The following is a 26904-nucleotide window of genomic DNA, read 5'->3' on the forward strand; positions in this document are numbered from 1 at the left end:
GCAGGCATGAGGAGCATGAGCAACACGGCCGTTGAGCACGGCGGCACGGCCACGACAGTCGCGGACGCGAGCGCGGCCGCTCACGCGGTCACGAAGGGATCGATCATCGCGCGCATCGAACGGCTGCCCGCCAACGCGATGCAGGTGCGCGCGCGGATTCTGATCGGCGCGGCGACGTTCTTCGATGGCTTCGATGTCATCGTCATCGCGGCGACCTTGCCGCTGCTCATCCAGCGTTGGGGGCTTACGCCGGGACAGGTCGGCTTTCTGATCGCGTCGGGATCGATCGGACAATTGATCGGCGCATTCCTGTTTCCTTCGCTTGCGGAACGCTTCGGGCGCGTGCGTTCGATCGCGTGGAGCTCGGGGATCATCGGACTGACGAGCATTGCATGCGGCTTCGCGCCTTCGTTCGCCGTGTTCGTCGCGTTGCGCATCGTGCAGGGCCTCGGGCTCGGCGGCGAGTTGCCGGTGGCGGCGACGTACATCAACGAGATCACGCGCGCGCATGGACGCGGGCGCTTCGTGCTGCTGTATGAGATCGTGTTTCCGATCGGCCTGCTTGCATCGAATGCGCTCGGCGCGTGGATCGTGCCGCGATTCGGATGGGAAGCGATGTATTTCATCGGCGGCATTCCGCTCGTGCTGTTCTTCATGTTGCGCGCGCTGGTGCCGGAATCGCCGCGCTGGCTCGGTGAACGCGGCCGCATGAAGGAAGCGGGCGATGCGCTTTTTGCATTCGAAGCGACCGTCAAGCAGCCGTTGCCGCCGCTCGGCAATCTCGCCGAATTCGAAGCGATGGCGAATCGGCATCCGAAGCGGCGCCGTCTCGATCTGATCGGGCCGGCGTATCTGAAGCGCACGATCGCCGTCGCGCTGCTGTGGATGACGTGCGGCGTGCTGCAGTACGGTCTCTCGACGTGGTTGCCGACGATCTACAAGACGGTTTATCACGCGCCGCTGCAGCTTGCGCTGAATCTTGCGGTGGCGGCGTCGGTGCTGGGCGTGATCGGCTCGCTGACGTGCGCGCTGATCGTCGACAAGGTCGGGCGCAAGCCGGTCATCAACTGGTCGTTCGTGTTGTGCGCGGTGTCGCTGGTATGCGCGGGCGTGTTCGTCGCGCAGTCTGTGTATGTGGTTGCGACGTTCTGCGCGCTCGCGCTCGGCTTCATGGCTTGCGGGTTTATCACCGCTTATGTTTATACGCCGGAGTTATATCCGACGAGTATCCGCGCTTTCGGTTGTGGTCTCGGTGGCGCATGGCTCAAGATCGCGGCGATCTTCGCGCCGGCGCTCGTCGGCAAGACGCTGATGGGCGGGAACATGGACATCGCGTTCTATGCGCTCGCGGTCGTGCCGGTCGTCGCGGCGGCGGCGGTGCATTTCATGGGGATCGAGACGAAGGGGAAGGTGCTGGAGCAGTTGGAGGTTTGAGAGGATGGTTGCCCCGCTTTGCGCGGGGCTTTCTCTTTCCTGTTGAGCGGAGGCCAGAGGGGGCCTCGCTCGTTCGGAGGGTTTTCTGAGTTTTTTAGGTGGAACGTCCGGGGCGATCATGCTGCCGATTTAATCGCGGTTAGCGTCGCAAAGTCTGCCTCGTCCGGCGTTTGATCCGCCAGGCTCGAGTGGGGGGCCGCTTTCGGTTGCACAGTTCGATGTATTCGCCGATGGGGCGCTTCGGACCACGCACTCGCGCGCTCCAGATCGGCGTGAACTAACGCGCCGCGTGCATCAGTTCGCCCCCGGTAACGGGACGCCGACCTTCTGGGCGGCAGCCAGCGCACCAGGTGGCAAGGGCGGCGGCTGCCCGGTTGCCTTCTCGGCGAGCGTCTTCGTCACGAAGATGCGCGAGGGCAGTGTGAAGTGACGCAGCGCCAGCACGTCAAGCGGACCCGCGCCCGCTTCGGCGCGCAACTGCACCGAGAGCGAGGACCCCGCGCCCTGGTCCGGCGTCCACGACAGCAGATAGCGCGCATTATCCTGCTGCGAAACTCTCGCGCGCTCGAGCAGCCGGATGAATGCGAAGCGACCCTGCGAGTACATCGTCGAACGCAAGCCGCCTTCCTCAGTCTCCCACTGAAGCTGCGCGTTGTTATCCAGCGCCTGCGCCGGCCATTCGAACGGCACCCATTGTTCCATCTGGTTGAAGTAGTGCAGTTGCTGGCCCGACGAGATCAGCTTCATGTCCGTGATGCCCGGCGTCGCCAGGCGCGCGCATAGTCGTCGAAGTAGCGTTGGCGCAGCTCGGCTTTGAGCGTCGAGGGAGCGGTGTTGTCGATCTTCGCGTCGGATAACACCCAGTCGCCGGTGACGGTGCGTTGCTCGCTTGCTTCATCGATCGCCTTCGGGATGCGCTCATCCCACGCGGCGCGGGTGAACACGCCGGGAACGGTGGCGGTCGTGCTGAAGAGGCCTCGGCTCGGGTGGTCGCCCAATAGCGTCGCGAGTGTGATGGGCGGGTACTTCGGCTTCGTTTCCTCGATGATCTGCTGGTAGATCGCATCGGTGGAGTTTTGCAATCCCCGCACGCCGATGATGGTCTGGCGAGTGGCCGCCACGAGCCCGGAATCGGGATCGATCGCAGGCGCCGAAGTCGACGCCCCTGCACGCGTCAGATGGTTCGCGTAGAAGGCGATCACGTGCTGACGCACGTCATCCCATGTGCCCGCGGTCACCGACGCGTTCTGCGGCCGCATCGGTGCATCGGTGGCCACCAACTGCGTGTTCAGGAATGCGGCGTCGGCATGCTCGGGATGCGCGAGCATCAAGTAGGTCTTGAGCGTATCGTAGGCGGCCTGAACCTGCGCGTTGCCGCCACTGGCGATTTCCGCGTCGGAGAGCGAGGCGAGTTGCTGGAGGCGTGCTTCGAGCTTCGCCTTGATCGGCTCGATCAGCACGCGCGAGGCAATGCGCTGATACGCGGGCCACAGGGCGTCGAAAAGTGCGGCGTCGTGGTTCAGGCCGAAACGCGTGAAGAACGGCGCGCCTTCCTTACGATGGAATTCGAGCGTGTCGAGTTGCTTGTCGAGGGCGTCGAGCGCGAGCAGCGCTTGCGTCGGGTCTTGCGTGGACAAAGCTTTGGTTATGGTGGACGCGGCCTCGTGCATGGACGCGCGGTTCGATGCGCCCGAAATTATCGATCCCGATAGCCAGACTGCGGTGGCGGCGACGATCGACCAGGCGGCCGTGGCCGACCAAGAGAACCCGACGCGGCGACCATGGACCTTGCGGCTGTGCGTGGCGATGGCGGTCCATACAGCACGACGCGGCGTTTCGGGAACGCCCCTGCCTTCGCGCGCGGCCTCACGCGGAAATCCCTCCACACTTACCGATTGAGGCAGCGGTAAAAAGAACAGTCCATGCACGTTGCTGCGAACAAAGCTCGAGCGTCTCACGCCCGTCACGAGGTCGGCCAGCGCTCCTTGGAACATCGAGATATGCTGTGAAAGCACCGCGAATGATCGGTCTCTCGGATTCCGTGATACCCGAGCCACACCGACATCTGCCAGGCTATAAGTCAGACGCTGTAACGAGGCGCGGACATCGCCGCCGCTCGGATTGGGACTGGACCACGTAAAACCGATCGCCTCGTTCAAATCGACAGCGTTCTTACCGACTTCCTCCACATTCAGAACATACACAGGTGCAGACCAGCGCAACCCGCGAGCCAATCGCGCGAGCGTTCGGGAAAGCATCTGTGCATCGAACGGTTCGTGACCGCAAGGATCGGCGCGCGTGACAGTGACCACGGCGTCCACCGGACGGCGACTGCGTAGCCGGCGAATGTCAGAAAGACGCTGAGATTCGAAATCGCCGTTCGTTTGTCGCGCATACAGAAGAATGGCTCCGCCCACGCTCGCATAGCCGAATTCAATCAGATCCGGCGCCAAACGTCCGACCAAAGCTTCATCTCCAACGAGCAAAACCCACGACTCAGGATTACGCCAACGCCGGCCGTGTCGCTCGACCAGCCATTGCTTCATCTCTGAGATATCCGCCGCGCCAGACTTCGGCATGGTCCGCGACGCGTCCATCGGCACCCCGCCGTTCTTCAACACCCAAGTTTTGACAGCCCGATAAGCCGTCGCCGCACGCGACGATTCGTGGTAATTGAGCGCAAGCCACAACACGATAAACACACCGCACAGCGCAACGATGACCGGACCACGACTGTCTACCGAAATGCCAATCCACTGAGGCCGCAGCCAGACCAGCAGCCCCGGCAGGATAACGAGGAACAGCGTGCTGATTAAATCAAGCTTGAATTTCCGAGTCATGCAAAGATTCTTTGTTGTTCGATTCATTGTGGCTGGTCTGCACCACGGCAACACAGGCGCATTCGCCCGACTTCTGGACGACGAGCTGCGGCACGCCCGACCGATTCGCTCTATCCACGCCGCACGCGACGGCGAGCCACCCCGCCGATCGGCCTGCCCGTCCGACCGCGCGATCCAGATCAAACTCCCTCAGTGGCTCCTGCTCCTCCGTTCGCACACCGACGTGACTGAGGGACGCGTGCAGCGGTCCGACCGACTCGCCGTCCAATCCAGTCATCCACACCGAATCCAGCGACGCAGGATCCGCATTCGCCCAACGCAATGCGTACGTCAATGCGTGATCCAGATTCCCACTCGTCGAACTAAGGGGGCGATGCACCTTTCCGTCAGGTATCAATTGATGCTGCTCGGCGAGCGCCTGAGAACTCAGGAGCAGACCGACGCCCGCTTCAGCCGACCCATCGGCGGGACGCTCATCCAGCATGCCCTGAAGCGAAACCGAAACAAGCAGAACCGCATAGCGGTGTAACGGTCCCACCGAATCGTCAAGCCATCGATCGATCGTCGTCAGATCGATCGGCACTTTTGCGACCGTCGCTTCCGCTCGACGCAATTCGTGTCGCGCCCAGCTGGCCGTCCAGACCGTCTTGATATCCGCTTCACCGAGATAACCCGATACGTCGAGCACAATGCGCAGCGGAAAATTGTCCGGAAGCGCGTCGAGTCGTTCCGTCAGTTCGTCGAGAAGGCTATCGAAAACCCATGGCAGGAGCAGATCATGGCGCTCCTCGTCATCGGCCGCCAACAATGCCTCCGCAGGTTCGAGCCAGCGCGCCGTGATGGACGCATCCTGCGTGAAATCCGAAGCGTTCGCAGTGAGTGACAACTTCCTGGTTTCGATGTGCGCCATGAGTTCCGCTGTCTCGTCCTCCGTTACGCGAATCGCCGTGCCAAGCACGAACATGGGAATGCTTTCCCGGGCAAACGCTTCCTCACGGTGGCGCTTGCATGCAGCATTCCACGCTTGAACATCCAGACGCCGCCCTTCATACATGCTGAATCGGCGCAACACGATGAACGCGGCAATACCCGCCGGGTATACGAATCACTTGGCCGACGATAGAATCCGCCCTTACATAAACCAATCAGTATCGCGAAATACATTCATGCGGATCGATAAACCGCTTTGGCACGAAGGCCTGATTCTCACGCAGCAGCATTTTCAACAACAGGAGCGATGGGCGGAATTTGCCCTTCGTCAATTCACGACTGCGGCCCTTGCGCAACCGTGGGGAACGCTCGACGTCGAGGTCGACGAAGACGCGCTCGCCGCTGGCCGTCTCAAGCTCTCGCGCCTCAAGCTGCGTTTTCCCGACGGTACGCCCATCGATACATCGATTGCGCAGCCATTACCCCTTTCGCGCGATCTCACGCAAGGCGTGAGCGCGGATCGGCAAAGCGTGACCGTGCTGGCCGCGCTCGCGCTGCCAGACGCCAACGGCAACAACTGCCGCATGGATGAGGCGGCGCTCACGCGTCCGCGCCGCGCCTACCGCGAGTTCGTCAAGGTCGTCGACACAAACGGCACCGACGAAAGCGAGATCGCCGCGGAACGTCATGCCGTGCGTCTGCTGTTCGATTTCGAGCCGCACGCCGATGACACCGTTTGCGCCATCGCACGCCTCGTCCGTTCCACGAGCGGCCAGTTCCAGCTCGACCGGCGCTACGTGCCGCCTTGCCTGTCGCTGGGCGCGCATGAGCTTCACGTCGAGCGCATCGGCCGGATCGCCGACATCCTGCTGGCGAAGAGCCTCGCCCTCGGCGCGCGGCGCAGCGAGCGCATCGAACAGGTCGCGGAATACGGCGTCGCCGACGTGCAGTTGTTCTGGCTTCTGCATTGCATCCATGCCGCGTGGCCGCAACTCCGATTCCTCGCTTCGAATCCGAACTTGCCGCCCGAGCGCTTGTACACGGTCCTCGCCGAGCTCGCCAGCGCGTTGATGACGTTCTCCACGAGCTCGCAGCTCACGGACATTCCTGCGTACGATCACGTCCGCGCCGACGAAGTGTTTGCGGAAATCGAATCGATGATCCGGAACTTGCTGGATGCGATCATCCCGTCGCGTGTCGTGCCGATCGATCTCGCGCACGAGAACGCGACGACGTGGACCGGCCAGATTCTCGACACCCGTATCGCCGATGGCGCCGCCGACTGGTATCTGTCGGTCAATTCGACGCTGCCCGCGTTCGAACTCGTCGAACGCATTCCGCGGCTGTGCAAGATCGGCGCGCCGGACGAGGTCGATCACATCGTCAATTCGGCTCTGGCAGGTATCGCGTTGAAGGCCGTTCAGCGCGTGCCGGCGGCAATTCCCGTGCGCCTCGATAACCAGTACTTCGCGCTCGATGCCGCGAGTCCCGCGCACGCGCGCATGCTGGCCGCGCGTGCATGCCAGATCTATCTGCCGACATCCGTCCCGGATGTCTCGCTCGAACTCTACGCGGTGCTGCGCTCATGAACATGCTGTCCACGTCTTCCGCACACTCGAGCCTCGTCGAGCCGGCTCCGGGCGTCGCGCCGTCGGTCATGACCGGTATCCGCGATCTGCTGCGCGACACCGCGCTCTTCGTCGCGAATCTGTCGACAGGCGGCTCCTCTGCCGAGTTCGCATCGTTGCGTGCGCACTGCAAGTCGATGACCGACGAATTCAGCGCGGCGCTCCATCTCCGAGGCTATCCGGACGAAGTACGCGAGGACGCGGTGAAGGCCCAATGCGCCTTGCTCGACGAAACGGCGCTGCATCATCTCTCCGATGAAGAGAAGCCGCTGTGGTCCGCACAGCCTTTGCAGGTCGAGAGGTTCAAGCAGCACGACGGCGGCGAACGCGTCTTCGAGCGGCTGGAGTTCCGCATGCGCGAACACTCGCCGCAAGTCGATCTGCTCGAGTGTTACGCGGCGATTCTCGGACTGGGCTTTCGCGGCCGATATTCGGGCAATGGCGAGAATCAGCGTCTGGCACTCATCGATGAGTTGAGCGCGCTGATCGCGCGCCTTCGTCCCGAAAGCGAGCGCTCGCTCGTCATCGACCAGCCGGGCCGGCGCTTCGGCAACTGGCTTCGGCGCATCTCGCCGTGGGCCGTCGCCGGAATCGGCTGCGCCGTCGCGCTCGTTACGTGGTTCATCTGGCACGTCACCCTCGACATGCAGCTCGCCGCGCTGATTCCCAACGCAGTCAAGCCGTGAGCGCCATGCAGAGACTGGGTTATCCGGCGCGCACCATCGTCGTCTTCGCGGCGCTGCTCGCGCTCGCCGTGCAGTGGTTCGTGCAGCCGTTCGGCAAGGAATGGATCTGGCTTTCGACGGCAGGCATGGTGATCGTCGCGGCGGCCCTCGTCGGCTGGCGCACGCGACGCCTGTCACGCGCGCGCCGCAGCAGCATGCATATCCTGAACGCGCTGGGTGCGGCGACCGTCGATATTCCGCTGAACCTGCGCACGCGCATGCCGCTCGTGCTCGTCATGGGCGATGCGCTCGCCTCGCTTTTCGATCACGGCTCGGGCACGCCGCGTCTCGTGCTTATCGGCGATGGCGCGATCTGGCTGCGCGTGGATCGTCCGCAGGATCTGCCCGGCATCGCACTCGCGATGCGCCAGTGGCGCGACGGCCAGGCGCCCGACGGCGTCGTGCTGAGCATTGCGCCCGCGCTCCACGCCGACGCCGATGTGCTCTCGCAAAGCCTGCGCGTGGCGCGCCAGGCGCTCGCCGATGCCTCGCGCATCGTGAGCGTGCGCTTGCCGGGTTATGTCGCGGTGTATCAGCGCCTGACACGTATCGCGTCCAGCGACGCAAACGCGGCACGCCGATGGCACTGTGTGTCGTCGGGGACGCCGCTCGTCGACGCCCGGCGCTTCGAAGCGCTGATCCGCAATGCGGAAGACGATGCCTGCCGCCATGCGGGCGATCGTTACGCGTCCGCCCATGCGGCCGCACTGGCATCCATCGTCGGCTGGACGCAGCGCATGGTGTTCGGCACGCTGACCGATCCGCGCCAGCCGGCCACGCCCTGGGCGCTCTACGGCGCAGGCTGGATCGACTGCGGGCCCGCCAGCGACGCACATAAACCGTGGGAGCAGGACGTGCAGATGCAAACGCACATCGCGCCCGCGAGCGTCGAAGCAAGCCCGGCTCCGTGGCCGTTGCCGCAATCGCTGATCGAAGCAATGCCCCGCCGCATCGTGACGTCGCCGCGCGTGGCCGCCTTCGCACATGCCATCGGCATCGTGGCACTGGCGGCAGGCGCCGCGATCCTCGGCGCGGGCCGCAACAATGCGGCGCTGCTCGAGCGCCTGCAGGCGGACATGGACCGCTACGCAGCCGTCACGCCGGAGCACGACGCCGCGCGCCGCGACGCGTTGAAGGCGCTCGTCGCCGATCGCGATGAACTGGATCGCTACGCGCGCACGGGCGTGCCGCTCAGACTGTCCTTCGGGCTCTATCGCGGAGCGCAATTGCTGCCGGCGTTGAATACCGCCATCGCCAGCTATCAGCCGCCTGCGCCGCCGCCCGCCGTGGTGACGCTCGACAGCATGTCGCTCTTCGACAGCGGCAAGGCGCAACTTAAACCGGGATCGACGCGCGTGCTCGTCGAAGCCGTCGAAATGATCAAGGCGCATCCGGGCAAGCGGATCCTCGTGGCGGGCCATACGGACAACGTGGGCAATGCCGCGAGCAATCTGAAGCTGTCGAACGCGCGCGCCGCGGCTCTGCGCGACTGGCTGATCGAAGCGTCCGGCATACCGGCTACGCAGTTTGCGGTTCAGGGCTACGGCGACACACGCCCCATCGTCGCGAACGACACGCTACAAGGGCGCGCGAAGAACCGTCGCGTGGAAATCACTCTCGTACCGGACACCGCGAACGTCGCGAACTGACATCGTTAATCGAATTCCCGGAGTTCTCTCTTCGGGATCTTGTCGCTCAGGAGTTGTTTTTCTGAGCATTGCTTGGCAGTACCAAAGAGGAGTAGTAAATGGCAATTCCCGCATACATGTGGCTGAAGGATGACGGCGGCGCCGACATCAAGGGTTCCGTCACCGTGCAAGGCCGCGAAGGCAGCGTCGAGATCGTCGAGTTCGGTCATGGCGTGCATATCCCGACCGATGGCAACACCGGCAAGCTCACCGGCACGCGCGTGCACGCGCCGATCACGCTGACCAAGGAAACCGATTCGTCCACGCCGTATCTGTACAAGGCGGTGACGAGCGGCCAGACGCTGAAGTCGGTCGAGATCAAGTGGTACAAGATCGACGACGCGGGCAAGGAGAAGGAATACCTCAACACCAAGCTCGACAACGTCAAGGTCGTCGCGGTCCGTCCGAAGATGCTCGACATCAAGAATCCGGCTTTCGAGAAGCACAACCATCTCGAAGAAGTCGAACTGCGTTACGAGCAGATCACCTGGTCGTTCAAGGACGGCAACATCATCCACAAGGACACGTGGAACGAGCGCGCGTAAGCGCGTGACCCAGCGGCTCATGACAACGTGAGCCGTCGAAGCCAGCCTGCTTGCGGGCTGGCTTTTCTTCTGCAATTCATCCCCACCGTACGCCCTCTTTCATTCACCTCGGCACCGACTTCATATGACAATGCGCGACTCCACTCATCTGCTTCGCCGGCTCAACCAGCACTGCGCCCGCACGCTCGAAGCGGCCGCGAGCCTGTGCCAGACGCGCCTTTCCGACGAAATCACCGTCGAGCATTGGCTGCTGAAGCTCATCGAGGCGGACGAAGGCGACATTCCCGCGATCCTGCGTCACTATGAAATCGATGTCGATGCGATCTGGAACGCACTGCTCGCCGCAATCGACCGCCTGCCGCGCAATCTGCGGGGCATGCCGTCGCTTTCCATCCAGCTCGCGAGCGTGCTTCAGGACGCGTGGAATCTCGCATCGCGCGAGGATATCGACGGTACGATCCGCTCGGCGCATCTGCTGCGCGCGCTCATCGGCGCACCGCATGTCATGCGGACGCAGGACGCGTGGCCGCTTTTTTCGCTTTCCGATGCGCAGATCGAACGGCTCGTGCCGCGTCTCGGACGCGCGTCGTGCGAGAACGCGCCCGCGCAGGAAGACGAAGGCGACGCAAGCGCACCAGTTGCAGATGCTCAAGCGCCCGTCAAGCAGGCGGCCCCGCGCTCGACCGAAGGCCAGGCGCTCGAGCGCTTCGCCATCGACCTGACGGAGAAGGCGCGTCGCGGCGAAATCGATCCGGTGTTCGGCCGCGATCGCGAGATCCAGCAGATGATCGACGTGCTCGTGCGGCGGCGCAAGAACAACCCGATCCTCGTGGGCGAGCCGGGCGTCGGCAAGACGGCGCTAGTCGAAGGGCTCGCGCTGCGCATCGCCGAAGGCAGTGTGCCGTCTCTCTTGCGCGACGTGCGCATTCTCACGCTCGACCTCGGGCTGCTGCAAGCCGGTGCGGGCGTGAAAGGCGAATTCGAGCAGCGCCTGAAAAACGTGATCGATGAAGTCAAGGCATCGGCGACGCCGATCGTGCTGTTCATCGACGAAGCCCACACGCTGATCGGCGCGGGCAACTCGGCCGGCGGCTCGGACGCTGCGAACTTGCTGAAGCCTGCACTCGCGCGCGGCGAGTTGCGCACCATCGCCGCGACGACGTGGTCCGAATACAAGGAATACTTCGAGCGGGATGCGGCGCTCGAGCGGCGCTTCCAGATGGTCAAGGTGGAAGAGCCGGACGACGATGCCGCCTGTCTCATGTTGCGTGGCCTCGCGACGCGCTACGCACGGCATCACAACGTGCATATCCGCGACGAAGCGCTCGTTGCGGCAGTCAGACTGTCGCGCCGCTACATCCCCGCGCGCCAGTTGCCGGACAAGGCCGTCGATCTCATCGATACCGCCGCGGCGCGCGTGCGTATGGGTCTCGACGCGCCGCCCGCCGAACTGCAGCGCGCGCGCGCGGTCGTGGCCGCGCTGGAACTCGAAGGCGCGAGCATCGATGCCGACGAACGGGCGGGCATCGACGATACAGCCGCGCATCGCGACGCGCTCCGCGCCTCACTGGCGCAAGCGAATCAGGAACTCGCGGACGTTCAGGCGCGCTACGACCGCGAACTGTCGCTGGTGCGCGCGCTGCTGGAACAACGCGGCGACGGCAAGACGAAGCCGGATGCAGATGCGTTCGCCGCAGCGAAGCACGCCCTCACGGATGCGCAAGGCAAGTCGCCGCTGATCTTCGCCGATGTCGACGCACAGGCCATCGCGCGCGTGGTCGCCGAATGGACGGGCGTGCCGGTCGGCAATCTCGTCGAAGACGAGCTGCTCAATCTGCTCACGCTCGAAGATCAACTGGCGAAGCGCGTGGTCGCGCAAGACGACGCGCTCGGCATGCTCGCGCAAAGCCTGCGCACCGCGAAGGCGGGGCTCAAGAGCGAACATGCGCCGCTCGGCGTGTTCCTGCTGACCGGACCCTCGGGCGTCGGCAAGACGGAGACGGCGCTTGCGCTCGCCGATGTGCTGTTCGGCGGCGAGGCCGCGCTCACCACGATCAACATGTCGGAGTATCAGGAAGCGCACACGGTGTCGCAGTTGAAGGGCTCGCCGCCGGGTTACGTCGGCTATGGCCGCGGCGGCGTTCTGACCGAAGCGGTGCGTCAGCGCCCATATAGCGTCGTGCTGTTGGATGAAGTTGAGAAGGCGCATCGCGACGTGCTCGACATGTTCTATCAGGTGTTCGATCGTGGCTCGATGCGTGACGGCGAAGGTCGGGAAATCGACTTCCGCAACTGCGTGATTCTGATGACGTCCAACCTCGGCTCCGAACAGATTCACGATGCGACCACGGACACGCCAGGCATCGCGCACGCCGCGTTGCTCGACGCCATCCATGATCCGCTCGTGAAGCACTTCCAGCCGGCGCTGCTCGCGCGTTTCCAGACGCTCGTGTTCCGCCCGCTCGACGTAAGCGCGCTCGGCGATATCGTGCGCCTCAAGATCGCGAAGATCGCCGATCGCCTGAAGCGTCAGCACGATGTGACGCTCGCCTGCGAGGAATCGCTGATCGCATCGCTGGCTCAAATGTGCCTGTCGCGCGATTCGGGCGCCCGCAATATCGACGCTTTCCTCGACCAGCGCATTCTGCCGACTGTCTCGCGCGAACTCCTGACGCGCATGGCGAGCGGCGCCGCACCCGCGGAGATTCGTCTCGCCTATTCAGAGGAAGGCAATCTGACGATCGAGTTCATCGATCGCGACTCGTCCGTGCCCGCAACCGCCTGAAGCGAGAAAAGATGCCAGGCCCGTCCCTATATGAAATGCTGCTCGGTCAGATCGACGGCGAACCGCTCAGCGATTTCGATGACCGCACGCTCGAAGTCCTGAGCGTGCAGCAGAACGTGCGACGCATCCTGAACACGCGCGCCGGTGCCCTCAAGCATCTGCCGGACTACGGGCTGCCCGATCTGACCAACATCTACAAGGCGCTGCCGGCTTCTTCACAGGCGCTGAAGGAGCAGATGGAAGTCGCGCTGCTGAAGTACGAGCCGCGCATCCGCGCGATCGACGTCGCGATGGTCGATACGTCCGAGCCGGGCCTGCAAGTGAGCTTCGAAATGACCTGTCATCTGAAGCGCGCGGGCCTCGTGCGCTTCGGAACGTACTTCGTGCCGCCCGGCGTTTTCCGGCTGGAGCGGCGCGTGCGCGAGGGCAGGATTTGAATCAGCTTGCGCGCGGGCTGATTCGCGCGCTACACCGAAGCCCCCCGCTCGCCGACCAACTCGCGAAGATCGTGCGCGATCCGGCCGATGACCGGCTCCCAGTCATGCAGCTTCTTCTGTCGATACAGACGCACGGTGGGATACCATTCGGTTCGCTCGCCCTGCAGTCCCCAGCGCCACTCGGGCGCGGACGGCAAGATTCCCCATGTCGGCTTGCCGAGCGCGCCAGCGAGATGCAACGGCGAAGAGTCCACCGATATCACGAGATCGAGATGATCGATGAAGCCGGCGGTATCTGCAAAGTCCGTCCACTGAGACGACACGTCGTGCGCGCGAATGCCCGACTGCCTCGTCAAACTGGCGTTCGCCTGGTTCTTCTGCAGCACGAACCATTCGATACCCTCGATCTCCGACAGCGGCTTCAATGCGCGCGCAGGCACGAAGCGGTCGATGCCGCTGAAGTTGTGCGGCCCGCTATACCAGCACAGTCCCACCTTCAGCGTGCCCGCATACGGCTGCATGAAGCTGTCCCAGCGAGCGCGGGCATCAGCTGGCGCCTCGATGTATCCGCGTCGACTGTCGGAGATGGCCGCTGCTGTCTCGTGCATGTATGCGGGCAGCAAGTAGTCGAAGACCCAGTAATCGTAATTCGCCAGTTCGTCCGGCCGCCAGCCAGATGCAACGCTTTGCGCGCCGTCGAGATCGCGAAACAGCCGGTGCAGTTCCGGCCGGCAAACGAAGTGAACCGACGCGCCCGCCGCTGTCAGCCGGCTCGCGTAACGCGCGAGCATCAGATTGTCGCCGACGCCCGCATGGTAGGCGACCAAGATACGCTTGCCTTGCAGCGATTGACCCCGCCACCATTTTGAAAGATACGGGGCAATATCCGGATCAAGCGCAAGAACATACTCATCGCTCGACACCCCTTCGAGCTTGCGCCATCCCTCGCGCTCGCGTCCGAGCAGAATGAGCACGTCCCCGAGCGGACCGAAGGCATCCACTCGGTGCGGTGCAATCTCTTCGGCTCGGCTAAATGCATCCAGCGCTTCGAGATAACGGCTCTGCATGTACAGCGCTTTCCCCAACATCAGCCAGATGTCGACGTCGTCGGGTGTCTGCGCGAGCAGCGCGCCCGCACGTTCGATGACCCCGGCATAATCGGAGAGGAATCGTCCGCGAAGATGCAGCGCGCTCTTCTCGTCGGCCCGGATAAGCGCCTGCTTCGCATGGAACCGCATCAGTTCCGGTCGACCAGCGAACAGGTAAATCTGCGCGAGGGCGGAATGTGCGTCGCAGTTGTCGGGATCGAATTCGAGCGCCTCGACAAAGCACTCGATCGCGCTTTCCCGATCCCCGCATTCGTTCAGATAGATGATGCCGCGCTGAACTCGGACGATCGCGTTGTCGGGGTTCCGCGCGATCCATCGCGTACACATTTCCAGCGCGAGAAGCGGCTCACCTAATCGGATGAGGCCATTGGTGGCCTCGATCGCGTAATGAGCCTCGTGAGGTTCGATATCGAACGTCCCGTGCCACAAGGCGATTGCCTGGTCGCGTTTGCCACGCTCGATTGCAGCCTGAGCAGCGCTGGCGAGCGCCGTCGCTCGCTCCCTGATGTCATGCTCCACCATCGCTCTTCCGTCGTTCAATAAGGATGCCGGAGCGTAACAGAGCCGAGCGTCTCAACCGTAACAATGCGACGCGCGAACGCCGCTACTCATGCCACTGCCCCGCCCCTCCCGCGAACGCCGGCACGCCCATCTCCTCGCGACTGCGCGCCGCACGCGCTTCATCGGCTTCGACGGTCTTGCTCGTATCGATGAAAAGCGCCGCGACCGCACCGACCGCGAGCAATCCCGCTGAAATCGTGAACGGCACGTTATAGCTTCCTGTCTGCTGGATCAGATAACCGAACGCGACCGGCGACACCATTCCCGCGATGCCGAAGCCCGTGTTCATCATGCCGCCCGCCGTGCCCGCATACTTGCCCGCGATATCGAGCGGCAACGTCCACAGCACCGGATTCGTGATCTCGAGGAAGAAGAACGATGCCGTCAGAAACCACACCGCCATGATCGGGCTCGGCGCATTGACCATCGGCAGAAGGAAGGCGAGCGACCCGCCCATGCCCACCACGAGAATGCTGCAGCGCGCGAGCCGCAGTTTTCCCGTGATCCGGTAGATGCGGTCCGACAGCACCCCGCCGAGCGTATCGCCGATCACACCGGCAAGCAGCGGCAATGCGGTGAACAGCGCGAGATGCTTCAGATCGAAGCCGCGCGATTCCTTCAGATACGAAGGCAGCCACGTCAGATACACCCACAGCAGCCAGCCATAGCAAAAGTCGACGAAGGTCACGAGCCACATGCGATGAATCAGCATGCGCCACGGCGTCGGCTGCTTTCTCGCGCGCGCGCATTCTCCCGCGCGATAGCCGATCTCAGCGGTTTCCTCGGGCGTCACGCGGCGGTTTTCATCGGGTGAATTGGTGAAGACGAAGAGATACAGCACCGTCCACGCAAGGCTCGCGATGCCCAGCAGAATGAATGCCTCGCGCCAGCCGCTCGCTGCGACCACGGCAAGCACGAGCGGCGGCGTCACCGCGCCGCCGAGCCGCGCGAAACTATGCGTGATGCCTTGTGCAAAGCCGCGTTCGCGCACCGGCATCCAGAACGTGAAGGCGCGCGTGGCGGTCGGAAACGCGCCGCCCTCGCCGATGCCCAACGCAAGGCGCAACAGCACGAGCATGCCGATGCTGCCCGCGAAGCCCGTCGCGAGCGTCGCCGCGCCCCATATCAACGAGAGCACGGTCAATACGAGCTTCGGGCCGAATCGATCGGCAAGCCATCCGCCGACGATCTGCATCACCGCATACGGATACGCGAACGCGGAGAACACGAGCCCGAGCTGCACGGACGTGAGGCCCATCTCCTGCCGGATCAACGGTCCTGCCACGGCGATGTTCACCCGATCGATGTACGAGATGAAGTACATCAGACACATCACGCCGAGAATGATATGGCGCGTCTTCACGCGCTGACGTTGCTTGTTCACAGTGTCTCCTTCCTTTGGTCCATCTGATGTGGAATATCGAGCCGTGTCAGCTATACGAGCTTCAGGCGCTGCACCTTGCCCGAAGGTCCGCGCGGCAATGCATCGGTGAAGCGGAATTCACGCGGCGTCTTGTAACGGCCGAGTTCGCGCAGACAGTGCGCGCGCAAGTCGGCCACATCGAGCGATGCCGCGCCGCCGTTCGGCACGATGTACGCGACGATGTCCTGGCCATACGCCGCATCGGGCACGCCGACGGCCGCTGCTTCGAGCACGCCGGGATGACGCAGCAGCGCTTCGTCGATCTCGCGCGGCGCGATGTTCTCGCCGCCCTTGATGATCAGTTCCTTCGCGCGTCCATTGATGTAGAAGAAGCCCGCCTCGTCGCGGTAGCCGAGATCGCCGCTGCGCAGCCATCCGTCTTCCGTGAACGCGTTGCGCGTTTCTTCCGGACGCTTGTAGTAGCCGCTCATCAATTGCTCGCCGCGCAGCACGAGCTCGCCGGTTTCGTTGGGCGCGCACTCACGTCCATCGATGTCGACGATCTTCGCTTCGCCGCCGGAAGGCAAGCCGATACTGCCGATTCGCCTTAACGTTTCGTCATACGGATTACTGAATATCGGCGCGGCGGTCTCCGTCATGCCCATCGTTTCGATGACGCCGATGCGAAAGCGCTTCTCGAACGCCCGATGATGATCGGCCGGTAACGCTGCCGACGCGCTGCGGCAAAATTTCAGCGCCGACAGATCGCAGCCCTCAGCGCCCTCGCCGTTCAGCAGATAAGCGACGATGGTCGGCACCACGTTGATCCATGTGCATCCGAACTGCGATGCCTCGTTCCAGAACGTGCGCGCCGAGAAACGCGGCGTCATCACCGCCGATCCGCCGTGCCACAGTGGCGACAGCAGCGCGACGACGAGACCGTTGATGTGATAGAGCGGCAACGATACGAGCACGCGATCATCATCGGATAGACGATGTTCGTCGCTGATGTTGCGCATGTTGGCGAGCAGGCTGCGATGACTCAGCAGCACGCCTTTGGGCGCGCCCGTCGTGCCCGACGTGTACATGAGCAGCGCCGTATCGCCGGGATTCATCGCGCCCGCATCGCTCGCGACGATATGCGCGCCGGGCGTTTCGTCGCGCACGAGTCCGATCGTGCGTGACGGAAGCGTCGGGATATCGGGTAAAGCGTTCGCATCGGGCGACGTACGCACCACAGCGACGTCACGGTCCATGCCTTCGCGACGCAACACGTCGATCGCTTCGACGATGGTGTCGTGCGTGTCATCGGCGACGAAGATCGCGCGCGTCTCCGAATGCTCGACGATATAGCGCACCTGCGAAGGCTGACACAAGAGATTCAGCGGATTCGCCACCAGGCCGCTATACATCGCCGCCAGCAGCAGCCGCGCGGTCTGAATGCCGTTGCCCATGAAGACGGACACGACATCGCCCGCACGCAGGCCCGCAGCATGAAAACGCTCTTCCAGCGCGAGACATGCTTCGCGCAACGCGCCGAAGGTCAGCATGTCGTCTCCGACCGCGGACAGCAGGAAGGGTTTGTCCGGTGCGCGTCCGGCGCGAGCGTCGATCAATGCGCGCAACGTGGATGCAACGACCGGCGCACGATCGGAAGGAACGATTCGATCCGCTAGCGCGCTCATCGCCCGATCCTCCTGAAGTAATCGCCGAGCAACGCGTCGACTTCCGGCACGCGCTCCGCAATCCGATACGCGATGCGCGTCACGTTCAGGTATTGCCGATAGCCGAGATTCGCCGAGAAGTTGTTGCCGCCCCAAGTGCCGCATCCCATCGACAGCGAGAACGGCAGGCCGTTGTCGAAGTTGCCGCCGGTCGCGAGGCAGTGCGCCTGATCGACGATCACGCGCGCCACCGGCAATTCAGTGCCGAGCCGGACGGCGAGGGCATCGTCCGCGCCGTGCACGCCGACCGAATGTCCCGCGCCCATGTATTGGTAGATGCCGCGCACGATGCCGATTGCGGCGTCGATGTCGCGCGCGCGATAGACCGTCAGCACGGGCGAGAGCTTTTCGCCGGAGAACGGATACTCGGCGCCGTAGCCGCTCTCCTCGACCATCAAGAACTTCGGCTCGCGCGCCGCGATATCGTCGAGGCCCGCTTCGCGCGCAATGGCCGTCGCCGAGCGCGCGGTGCAGCGCGCCGAGAGCTTGCCGTCGTGCCACATCGCCGCCTGCAACCGCGCCTTCTGCGCACCGTCGAGCAGCACGCCGCCCTGCTTCGTCAACGCATCGAGCATGCGTGCATGGATCGCGTCTTCGATCACGACACTGTTCTCCGATGAACAACTCGTCGCGTTGTCGAACGTCTTGGACGCGGCAATCTTGCGCGCTGCATCATCGGGAATCGCGCTCGCCGCGACGATCGATGCGACGTTGCCCGCGCCCACGCCGAACGCGGGCGTGCCGCTCGTATAGGCCATGCGGACGTTCGCCTGCGAGCCCGTCGCGACGACGAGATCCGCGAGCTTCATCAACGCGGCGGTCGCGGCCTTGCCGATCGGATGCGGCAACATCTGCACGAGATCGCGATCGAGACCGGCCTTCGCGAACTCCGCATGAATGAACTCGATGAGCAACGCGCACGACGAATAGCCCTTCGGTGAGGGCGCGACGATGACCGCGTTGCCGCACTTGAGCGCGTTGATGATCTTGTTGGCGGGCGTCGCGGCCGGATTCGTCGATGGCGTGATCGCCGCCACGACGCCGACCGCGCGCGCAATTTCGACGATGCCGTGTTCCTCGTCGCGCGCGATCACGCCCGTCGTCGCGACGCCGTGAAGATCGCGCAGCAGGCCGAGCGTCTTGCGATGGTTCTTGCGGAATTTGTCGTCGGCGTTGCCGAGGCCCGTATCGCGCACGGCCAGGTCCGCGAGTTGCCGGTTGCGCTGCGGCTCCATGATGGCCCACGCTGCGGCCGATGCAGCTAAGTCGAGCGTCTCCTGGCCCGCTTGTTCGAAGCGTCGTTGCGCGGCGCGCCCTCGCGCCACGAGCGCGGCAACGATGCGCTCCACATCGGGTTCTGGTTGATTCGGCGCATCGTCGTGAGGACGTGCGAGCGTCGCGCCGCTTGCCATGTGATTCATGCGATAAACCTCGGCTGTTGGAAGATTGAAGGTGCTTTCCAATCTAGTCAGCCGCGTCCGTCGCGCGGTCCCGTTTTCTGGACTAACGCGTGCAGCGATAGCGCGAGCATCGGAAATTCAGCTTTTCGGGACTTTTTAGAGTCCCGAAAACCGGTGTTTTCGACGCACAATGAAATAAAACCGAAAAGTATGCGAACGGAGACAAGCGTGACTTCGAATCAATCGAATGCCGCCGCCGTGCGCGCGTTTCGCGTGCTCGAAACGCTCGCCGAGGCGAATCGCCCGCTTTCCATGACCGAGCTCGTCGATGCATTGGGTCTGCCCAAACAGACCGTGCATCGCATCCTGGTGCAGTTGATGGACGCATGGCTCGTCACGCGCGGCGCAAGCGACAAGCTTTATGAATGCTCGGCGCGCGTGCGTACGCTCGCCATCAACGTGCTGATGCACGCGGGTCCCGCTGCGGCGCGTCATGCGCTATTGGAACAGCTCGTCATGCGCGTCGGCGAAACATGCAATCTGACGATGCTCGCGGGCAACGACGTCGTCTATGTGGATCGCGTCGAAACGGGATGGCCGCTGCGCATGCATCTGCAGCCAGGTTCGCATGTGCCGTTGCATTGCTCCGCAAGCGGCAAGCTGCTGCTGAGCTTTTTGCCGAAGGATCGGCGCGAACGCATGATCGAACGCTTGCCGTTGCGTTCGTATTCGGAGCGCACGATCACCGATCGCGACGCACTGCGCAAGGAGCTCGCATTGACACGCCGCCGCATGCTCGCCATCAACAATCAGGAGCATTTGCAGGGACTCGTTGCGATCGCGGTGCCGGTGATGCTCGATCGCAATCGCGCGTGTGCGGCGATTGCGATTCAGGCGCCGGTGGGGCGCGTGGCGCTCGATCAGTTGCTTGCGTTCGAACCCGATCTGCGCCGTGCTGCGGAAGAAACCGCGAAGACGTTCAAGGATTGAAGGCCGGTTTTCGATTCGGCAAACCGGCCTTTGCTTCAGTGCTTATCGTTCGCTGGTCTGGAGATGCCGCGTCGAATGATGTTCGTCTTCGACCTCGACTTCCTTGCGGCCGCGCTTGAACACGACATACGCGACGATCAGAATGCCGAGACTCGCGACGCCCAGCCACAGCGGCTTGCGTTGATCGGGAATGAAGGCCATCGCGACGAGAATCGCCATCATCCCGAAGATCGCGAGCCACGTGAGATAGGGAAATCCCCACATGCGTACGCGCAGGTCGCTTACTTCGAAGCTCGTCATACGGCCGCGCAAGCGCAGTTGCGAAAACGCGATCAGCAGATACACGAAGATCGCCACCGTGCCATACGAATTCACGAGGAACGCGAACACCGTATCCGGCGATACATACGACATCACCACCGACACATACCCGAACACCGTGCCGAGCAGAATGGCGCGCGTCGGCACGCCGCGCTTGTTGACCTTCGCGAGTCCGAGCGGCGCATCGCCGTGACGCGTCAACGCGAACAGCATGCGCGATGCCGCATAGAGGCCCGAGTTCAGCGCGGACAGCACGGCGGTGAGGACGATCGCGTTCATCACGTTGGCTGCGGCGGGCATGCCCATTACTTCGAGCGCGCTGACATAAGGCGTCGCCATCTGATGCGAATTCCACGGCACCAGCGCGACGACGAGCGCCACCGATCCGACATAGAACACGAGCACTCGCGTGATGACGGAATTAGTTGCCTTCGCAACTGCCTTCGCAGGCTCCTTCGCTTCGGCCGCCGCGATCGTGACGATTTCCGCGCCGAAGTAGAAGCCGGTCGCCGCGACCGCGCCCGTCATCACGGGCCCGATACCCTTCGGCATGAAGCCGCCATGGCCGAGGAACGTCGCGGCGACATCGGTCGTGTGCATCGATGCGGGCCAGAAGCCGCAGACGTACAGGCCGCCGAGAAACAGGAACACGATGATCGCGCCGACCTTGATCGACGAAAACCAGAACTCGAATTCGCCATAACTGCCGACCGAAATGAGATTGGTCAGCGTGAGCACGACGAGCAACACCAGGCTGATCATCCATGCAGGCACATCCGGTATCCAGAACTGCACGAGCTTCGCGCCCGCGACTGCTTCGAGCGCGATCACGATGACCCAGAAGTACCAGTACATCCAGCCCGTCAGGAACCCGGCGAGACGGCCCGGCCCGCGCTGCGTCTTGAACGCGAGCCGCGCATATTCGTAGAACGAGCCGACGGCGGGCATCGCGCAGGCCATCTCGCCGAGCATACGCATGACGAGAACCACGAGGCCGCCCGTGATGAGAAACGAGAGAATCGCCGCGGGTCCGGCCTGCTGGATCACCACGCCGCTCCCGACGAATAGTCCGGCGCCTATGACGCCGCCCAATGCGATCATCGTCATGTGGCGCTGCTTGAGGCCACACTTGAGATCGCTCTGCTCCGTACTCGATTGCATGTCGTCTCCTGATTTGCTTGTATCGATTCGGCGCTCGCCCGCGGGTTCGTTGCCGGCGGGTCGAGGCGTTCGTTCAATGACGCTTCAAAGCGCCGGACGATCCTTTCGATAGGCGTTCTTCACCGCGATCCTGCCATCGCTGAACGTGAAGACGTCCACCATGCGCGCCTCGATGCGCGAGCCGTCCGCCTTCGTGCCGCGAAACGTCGATTCCGATACGCCGCGATTGCCGCTCACGAAGTGCTCGCCGTCATTCCACGATGCATCGGGAAAGGTTTCCCACGCAAGCGTGAAGCCCTTGCGCACTTCGTCCCGGCCCTTGAACGTGCGGCCCAGCGCATCGGGTCCGGCCACGCCGTGAAAAACGCATTCGTCCGCCATGCAGTTCATCAGCGCGTCGATGTCGTGGCGGTTCCATGCATCGTTGAACGTCTGCAAGAGGCGAATGTAATCCTGATTCGTTTGTGTGCTCATGTGTCGATGTTTTCAGTGCGTTGCGAAAGAGACCAAAATGCGTTCAGCGCTTCTCGTCCTGCGCCAGATACTTGTGATACAGAAACCGTTGGCCGACGCGGCGGAACGGCGCGAAGCCTTTCCACTTCACCATGCCCATCACGTTCGGATATTCGAGCGCGGAGTCGTAGATCGGCAGATCGTCGCGGCTGTGCTGCCACTTTCCCGCGACGCGCTCGGCCATGCGCCGCCCCGCATGCGCGGAGAACGACACGCCGTTTCCGCCATAACCGACTGCATAAAAAATGCTCTGCTGCGGATCGGGTTGCGCGACGCGCGGCATCATGTCGTGACTCACATCGACCCAGCCCCACCACGAGTAATCGATGCGAATGCCTTTGAGCGATGGAAACTTGCGATGCAAGCCCTCGATGAGCACGTCCATATGGCGAGGGTTTGCCGCATCGGCGCCGGTGATCGCGCTGCGGCTGCCGATCTGCACGCGGTTATCCGGCAACAGCCGATAGTAGAAGCGCAGCGTGCGCGTATCGGTAATGACCTGGCGCGAGAGGAAATTGGTCGATGCGAGTTCTTCCTGCGTAAGCGGCCGCGTAACGAGCGAGTTCGAGAGTATCGGCATGATCTTCGCGGATAGCGCGCGATGCATGTCGTTGCGCGTATAGCCGCCGGTCGCGAACGCGATCGCCTTCGCGCGAATCACGCCGCGCGGCGTGCGGACATGATGCACGCCGCGAATCGTCTCGACGTTGAGGACCGGCGTGCCCGGATGCACCTTCACGCCGAGCGAGCGCGCCATACGCATATAGCCGAACGCGAGCTTCAACGGATGCACGCCGATGCCATCGGGCTCCAGCAGCGCGCCGCAATTCTCGCGATCGTCGACATACGATTGCGCGACTTCCTTCGCGCTCAGCATGCGCGCGTCGTAGCCGAATACGTCGCGCATCACTTTGCATTCGTTCGCGAGAAAGTCCATCTTGCGCGCGCGATGCGCGATGTACAGATGCCCGCCCGGCTGCGGATCGCATGTGAACTCGCCGATCAATTGCTTGAAGGTGTCGAAACCTTCGCGGATCTCGGCATCGAGCCTGAGCGCCGTCTGCTTGCCCCAGCGTTCGATCCATTGCGAGCGATAGAGGCGTCCGCTCGCGTTCTGCCCTTGCCCGCCGTTGCGGCTCGTGCAGCCCCATGCCGTGCGATTCGCATCGACGATGGTCGCGCGGATGCCATGTTCGCGCGCCAGAAAGAGCGCCGTCGAAAGGCCGGTGAATCCCGCGCCGACGATCAACACGTCGACGTCGGCATCGCCGGGCAAGGGGCCGTCGTCTTCGGGCGGCTCGCCTGCCGTCGCGACCCAGTAGGTGGGCGCGTAATCCATCGGCTGACGACCGATGGGCGAAACGAGCGGGTCGTAGAGCGGATCGTATGGGGCGCACGCGCCACGAAAGGCCGGCGCAACGTAGTCGAGAGTAGCCACCGATGACTCCTTGGAAAGTACCCTCATACTGCACCGAACTCGACGTACCGCTTAGAGCCACGCCGAAACCATCGTTAGTGCCAGGATGCCGCCGCCGCTGGCCCCAGCGATTGGTCGCGTCTGGCACTACCGCGCGCGCTTTTTGTCTGGTCATACTGAGCCGAATCCCTTCTCTCTCGCACCGAATGTCTCGGGAGGCCAATGATCATGCGGAGTGACCCATGCCGAAGCGCTCTCAGGCATCGAAGGGCAAGCATTCATGCCTTCGAGTCATCTTCCCGCCGATCTGCGCAGCATTGCCTTTCGCTCCGATGAGCGTTTCGATCGCCGCTTGCCCAAGGCCACGTGCGCGTCGATCGGCGATCGCCTCTTGCGCGCGAAGAGCATCGCGCGGCTCGTGATGGAACGTGTGCCGAGATTCACGTCGTCGGCAAGCGCTGGCAAGTCATGCCATGCCGCGATGTCGACGAAACCGCCATCGTCTTCATCGGCCTGTTCGAAACCGACGACATACATCGCGCGTTAAGTCGTGCCTCTGCGCCGCGCACCGAGCCATGCGGCGAGCTTCGCGAATAGCGTCATGTCCGGCGCAACGCTCAGATCCACTGCGAAGTGATGCCGATAGTACGTGCTCAAATCGAGGCCGACGCCAAGGCCGAGCACTTCCACAGCGCGCGATGCTTCGTGCTTCTCGACGACCTCCCTCAAGTGCTGATCGAGATAGTTCGGATCGTTGGCTTGCGCGGTCGCGCTGTCCATCGGGCTTCCATCGGAGATGACAACGAGGATGCGGCGCGCTTCGTCACGCGCGATGAGCCGCGAGCATGCCCAATCCACCGCTTCGCCGTCGATACCTTCGCGGAACAGATCGGCCTTGAATAGCGCCGCGATATCGCGTCGCCCGGCACGCCAGCCTGCCTCCCCTTCCTTGAAAATCATGTTGCAGGCTTCGTTGAGCCGGCCCGGATACTTCGGCCGGCCCTTCGCGAGCCAGTCGAGCTTCGCGCGCCCGCCATTCCATGCGCCGGTCGTGAAGCCGAGCACTTCCGTCGTGACGCCCGCCATGCCAAGCGCTCGCACGAGCACGTCGATCATCACCGTGACCGGCTCGATGCTCGCCTTCATCGAGCCCGAGCAGTCGATGAGAAAGCCCACCGCACAGTCCGCGTGCGGACGTTCGCGCTCGCGTCTGAAGACACGCCGCTCATCCGGCGATGCCACCACTTGCGCGAGCCGCCGGCCGTCGATGCGCCCGTCTTCCTCGCCGAACGACCAGCCATCGCGACGCGGCACGGTGATCGATGCCTGCAGCATGCGCGCGAGACGCGGCACGTTGATATGCCGCGCGGCAATCAGAGCGTCCAGCCGCTCGCGATATTCGCGCAACAACGCGGCCCGGATCAGCGTCGATGGGCGAACGGTCTTGTCGTAACGCGTGGTGAAGATGCGATACGCCTCGCCCGTCGCCTCGCGCGCGCTGCTGTCGCCACTCGCAGCGAGCGCCAGCCGTTCGAGTTCGCCATGTTCGTCGTCGGTATCGAACCAGGTGCCGAGCATGGTGCGCGCGGCATCTTCTTCTTCGTCGTCGGATGAATCGCTCTCGACGAACGTGTGCCGTACTTCCTGCACCATTTCGTCTATCGTTCGCGCGATTTCCAGCGCATGGACCGCATACGCGCGCTGGTCGTGACGATGGCGGCGCATGCCCGCAAGCGCATTGCCGAGCGATGGCGCGAGCGCCGCACGGGTCGCTTCGATGAGCCCTTCGGTTTCTTCGAGCACGGCGCGGCCCGAAAGACGCGACTGCGCCATTTGCGCGGCCGTGTAAATCAACAAGCCGATTTCGCTGTCGAGCAAGCCCGATTCGTAGCACGCGAGCGACCACGCATCGAAGCGATGCCGCACATTGCGCTTCACGCCTTCCATGCCGGAAGGCACGCGCGTTTCGCAGCGCAACTGTTCGAGCATGTCGAAGACCATGCGCGCGACGGGTTCACCGGGAGCGAGTTCGCGATGCAGCGCGGCATCCGAATGCGCGATGCGCAACGCGGACGCATCGGCCGCGCCGCGCGTCGAATCGGCGTCATCTTCCTCTCTGTGCTCGCCGCGCAAATGCGGCGCATGCAACGGCACCGGCCGCAGATGCCGATACAACTTGCCACCGCGGTAATGCAATGCGTCGTCGCCGGTCAGGGCTCGCACGGTGGCCGCGCACAGCGCATCGCGTCGCGCGCGTTCGCGCGAGTCGTTCATCGCGCCGACTCGTCGTGCCACTGCGATGGCGTATCGAGTTCCTCGCCGAACGCGCGCTGAAAATATTCCGCGACGATCGGCCGTTCCGCTTCATCGCATTTGTTCAGGAAAGTGAGACGCAGCGCGAGCTTCGTATCGCGGAAAACTTCGCGGTTTTCCGCCCAGCTAATGACGGTGCGCGGCGACATCAGCGTCGAAAGATCACCCGCCGCGAAGCCGCGCCGCGTGAGGCCCGCCATGCTCACCATCGAATCGACGAGCGCGCGGCCCGCGTCGTCATCGAGCTGCGGCACGCGCGCGAGCACGATGCGGGCCTCTTCCTCGCGCGACAGGTAGTTGAGCGTCGCGACGACGTTCCAGCGATCGATCTGCGCGTGATTCAACATCTGCGTGCCGTGATACATACCGTTCAGGTTTCCGAGGCCGATCGTGTTGGTCGTCGCGAACAGCCGAAAAAAACGATGCGGCTGGATCACGCGGTTCTGGTCGAGCAGCGTAAAACTGCCGTCGCGTTCCAGAATTCGTTGAATCACGAACATCACGTCGGGACGGCCGGCGTCGTATTCGTCGAACACGAGCGCAACCGGCCGTTGCAGCGCCCAAGGCACGATGCCTTCCTGAAACTCGGTGATCTGCACGTCGTCGCGCACCACGATCGCGTCCTTGCCGACGAGATCGAGGCGGCTCACGTGGCCATCGAGATTGACGCGCATGCAAGGCCAGTTGAGCCGTGCCGCCACCTGTTCGATGTGAGTCGACTTGCCGGTGCCGTGCAGCCCCTGCACCATCACGCGCCGGTTGAATGCAAAGCCGGCGAGAATCGCCAGCGTGACCTCGGGATTGAAGCGGTACGCCTCGTCGATTTCCGGAACGTGCGGATCGCGCGTGCTGAACGCAGGAACGTCCAGATCGGTGTCGATTCCGAAAAGCGAGCGCACGGACACCTTCCGATCCGGCTCGTCCATCCATGTGTCGCGCATCATGAGGCTTCGTCTCCCGTAGCAGAGACTCCAGCATAGCAACTATTCTTTTTCGGAACAATTCATTTCGTTTATTTTT

General features: G+C 63.3%; 19 protein-coding genes and 1 pseudogene. 8 read left to right on the plus strand and 12 right to left on the minus strand.

What is annotated here, in order from left to right; genetic code table 11:
* Positions 1 to 15: 15 nt before the first annotated feature.
* Positions 16 to 1434 carry an MFS transporter gene (locus tag NCR93_RS27010; protein WP_175980338.1) on the plus strand — a complete coding sequence of 473 codons (1419 nt, stop codon included), beginning with the start codon at positions 16 to 18 and terminating at the stop codon, positions 1432 to 1434.
* Between the two features lie 294 nt (positions 1435 to 1728).
* Here the strand turns inward: NCR93_RS27010 and NCR93_RS27015 are convergent, their stop codons facing one another.
* From NCR93_RS27015 to NCR93_RS27025, 3 genes and pseudogenes are all read right to left on the minus strand, one after another.
* Positions 1729 to 2181, minus strand: a complete 453-nt coding sequence (locus NCR93_RS27015) for a type VI secretion IcmF C-terminal domain-containing protein (RefSeq protein WP_239295277.1) — start codon at positions 2179 to 2181, stop codon at positions 1729 to 1731.
* Positions 2178 to 4274, minus strand: a complete 2097-nt coding sequence (locus NCR93_RS27020; RefSeq protein WP_239295278.1) for an ImcF-related family protein — start codon at positions 4272 to 4274, stop codon at positions 2178 to 2180. The genes NCR93_RS27015 and NCR93_RS27020 overlap by 4 nt, the downstream gene beginning before the upstream one ends.
* Positions 4252 to 5364 (minus strand): annotated as a pseudogene (locus NCR93_RS27025) (KPHS_23130 family T6SS system protein); the annotation flags it as partial. The pseudogene NCR93_RS27025 and the gene NCR93_RS27020, both read right to left, overlap by 23 nt.
* A 76-nt stretch (positions 5365 to 5440) precedes the next feature.
* On the opposite strand from NCR93_RS27025, the gene tssK reads away from it, so the two are divergent.
* From tssK to tssE, 6 genes are all read left to right on the plus strand, one after another.
* On the plus strand, positions 5441 to 6793 hold the full coding sequence (tssK, locus tag NCR93_RS27030) for a type VI secretion system baseplate subunit TssK (protein ID WP_175980336.1): 1353 nt from the start codon (positions 5441 to 5443) through the stop codon (positions 6791 to 6793).
* Entirely contained in the window at positions 6790 to 7518 is a 729-nt protein-coding gene (gene icmH, locus NCR93_RS27035; RefSeq protein ID WP_175980335.1) for a type IVB secretion system protein IcmH/DotU, read from the plus strand. Before tssK ends, icmH begins: the two co-directional genes overlap by 4 nt.
* Positions 7519 to 7523: 5 nt before the next feature.
* Positions 7524 to 9206, plus strand: coding sequence for an OmpA family protein (locus tag NCR93_RS27040; RefSeq protein ID WP_175980334.1), 1683 nt, complete (start codon positions 7524 to 7526; stop codon positions 9204 to 9206).
* Positions 9207 to 9304: 98 nt separating this feature from the next.
* On the plus strand, positions 9305 to 9790 hold the full coding sequence (locus NCR93_RS27045) for an Hcp family type VI secretion system effector (RefSeq protein WP_175980333.1): 486 nt from the start codon (positions 9305 to 9307) through the stop codon (positions 9788 to 9790).
* Between the two features lie 124 nt (positions 9791 to 9914).
* Positions 9915 to 12575, plus strand: coding sequence for a type VI secretion system ATPase TssH (gene tssH / locus NCR93_RS27050; RefSeq protein WP_175980332.1), 2661 nt, complete (start codon positions 9915 to 9917; stop codon positions 12573 to 12575).
* 11 nt (positions 12576 to 12586) lie between these two features.
* On the plus strand, positions 12587 to 13012 hold the full coding sequence (tssE, locus tag NCR93_RS27055; RefSeq protein ID WP_033536886.1) for a type VI secretion system baseplate subunit TssE: 426 nt from the start codon (positions 12587 to 12589) through the stop codon (positions 13010 to 13012).
* 29 nt (positions 13013 to 13041) lie between these two features.
* Here tssE and NCR93_RS27060 read toward each other — a convergent pair whose 3' ends face one another.
* From NCR93_RS27060 to sauS, 4 genes are all read right to left on the minus strand, one after another.
* Complete coding sequence (locus NCR93_RS27060; protein ID WP_175980331.1) at positions 13042 to 14643, minus strand: tetratricopeptide repeat protein; 1602 nt, start codon at positions 14641 to 14643, stop codon at positions 13042 to 13044.
* Between the two features lie 82 nt (positions 14644 to 14725).
* Positions 14726 to 16066 (minus strand): MFS transporter, encoded by a 1341-nt coding sequence (locus tag NCR93_RS27065; RefSeq protein WP_008346035.1) that lies wholly within the window; start codon positions 16064 to 16066, stop codon positions 14726 to 14728.
* Positions 16067 to 16116: 50 nt separating this feature from the next.
* Positions 16117 to 17730, minus strand: coding sequence for an AMP-binding protein (locus NCR93_RS27070; protein WP_175980330.1), 1614 nt, complete (start codon positions 17728 to 17730; stop codon positions 16117 to 16119).
* Positions 17727 to 19190: an acylating sulfoacetaldehyde dehydrogenase gene (gene sauS, locus NCR93_RS27075; protein ID WP_250532308.1), complete on the minus strand. Its 1464-nt coding sequence runs from the start codon at positions 19188 to 19190 to the stop codon at positions 17727 to 17729. Before sauS ends, NCR93_RS27070 begins: the two co-directional genes overlap by 4 nt.
* Before the next feature lie 189 nt (positions 19191 to 19379).
* Between sauS and NCR93_RS27080 the strand changes: the two genes are divergently transcribed.
* Positions 19380 to 20159 carry an IclR family transcriptional regulator gene (locus NCR93_RS27080; RefSeq protein WP_175980328.1) on the plus strand — a complete coding sequence of 260 codons (780 nt, stop codon included), beginning with the start codon at positions 19380 to 19382 and terminating at the stop codon, positions 20157 to 20159.
* A gap of 42 nt (positions 20160 to 20201) precedes the next feature.
* Here the strand turns inward: NCR93_RS27080 and NCR93_RS27085 are convergent, their stop codons facing one another.
* The 5 genes from NCR93_RS27085 to NCR93_RS27105 form a co-directional block, all read right to left on the minus strand.
* The gene (locus tag NCR93_RS27085) at positions 20202 to 21641 is read right to left on the minus strand and encodes an amino acid permease (RefSeq protein ID WP_008346042.1); all 1440 of its coding nucleotides are present in this window, start codon (positions 21639 to 21641) and stop codon (positions 20202 to 20204) included.
* Positions 21642 to 21725: 84 nt separating this feature from the next.
* Complete coding sequence (locus NCR93_RS27090) at positions 21726 to 22115, minus strand: nuclear transport factor 2 family protein (RefSeq protein WP_008346044.1); 390 nt, start codon at positions 22113 to 22115, stop codon at positions 21726 to 21728.
* Between the two features lie 43 nt (positions 22116 to 22158).
* On the minus strand, positions 22159 to 23592 hold the full coding sequence (locus tag NCR93_RS27095) for an NAD(P)/FAD-dependent oxidoreductase (protein WP_175980327.1): 1434 nt from the start codon (positions 23590 to 23592) through the stop codon (positions 22159 to 22161).
* A gap of 522 nt (positions 23593 to 24114) precedes the next feature.
* A complete protein-coding gene (locus NCR93_RS27100; protein WP_175980326.1) occupies positions 24115 to 25845 on the minus strand; it encodes a cobaltochelatase CobT-related protein in 1731 nt (576 codons plus the stop codon).
* On the minus strand, positions 25842 to 26828 hold the full coding sequence (locus tag NCR93_RS27105; RefSeq protein ID WP_008346051.1) for an AAA family ATPase: 987 nt from the start codon (positions 26826 to 26828) through the stop codon (positions 25842 to 25844). Before NCR93_RS27105 ends, NCR93_RS27100 begins: the two co-directional genes overlap by 4 nt.
* Positions 26829 to 26904: the final 76 nt, after the last annotated feature.

It is taken from the genome of Caballeronia sp. ATUFL_F1_KS39 (genome assembly GCF_023630985.1).
GTDB lineage: Bacteria > Pseudomonadota > Gammaproteobacteria > Burkholderiales > Burkholderiaceae > Caballeronia > Caballeronia zhejiangensis.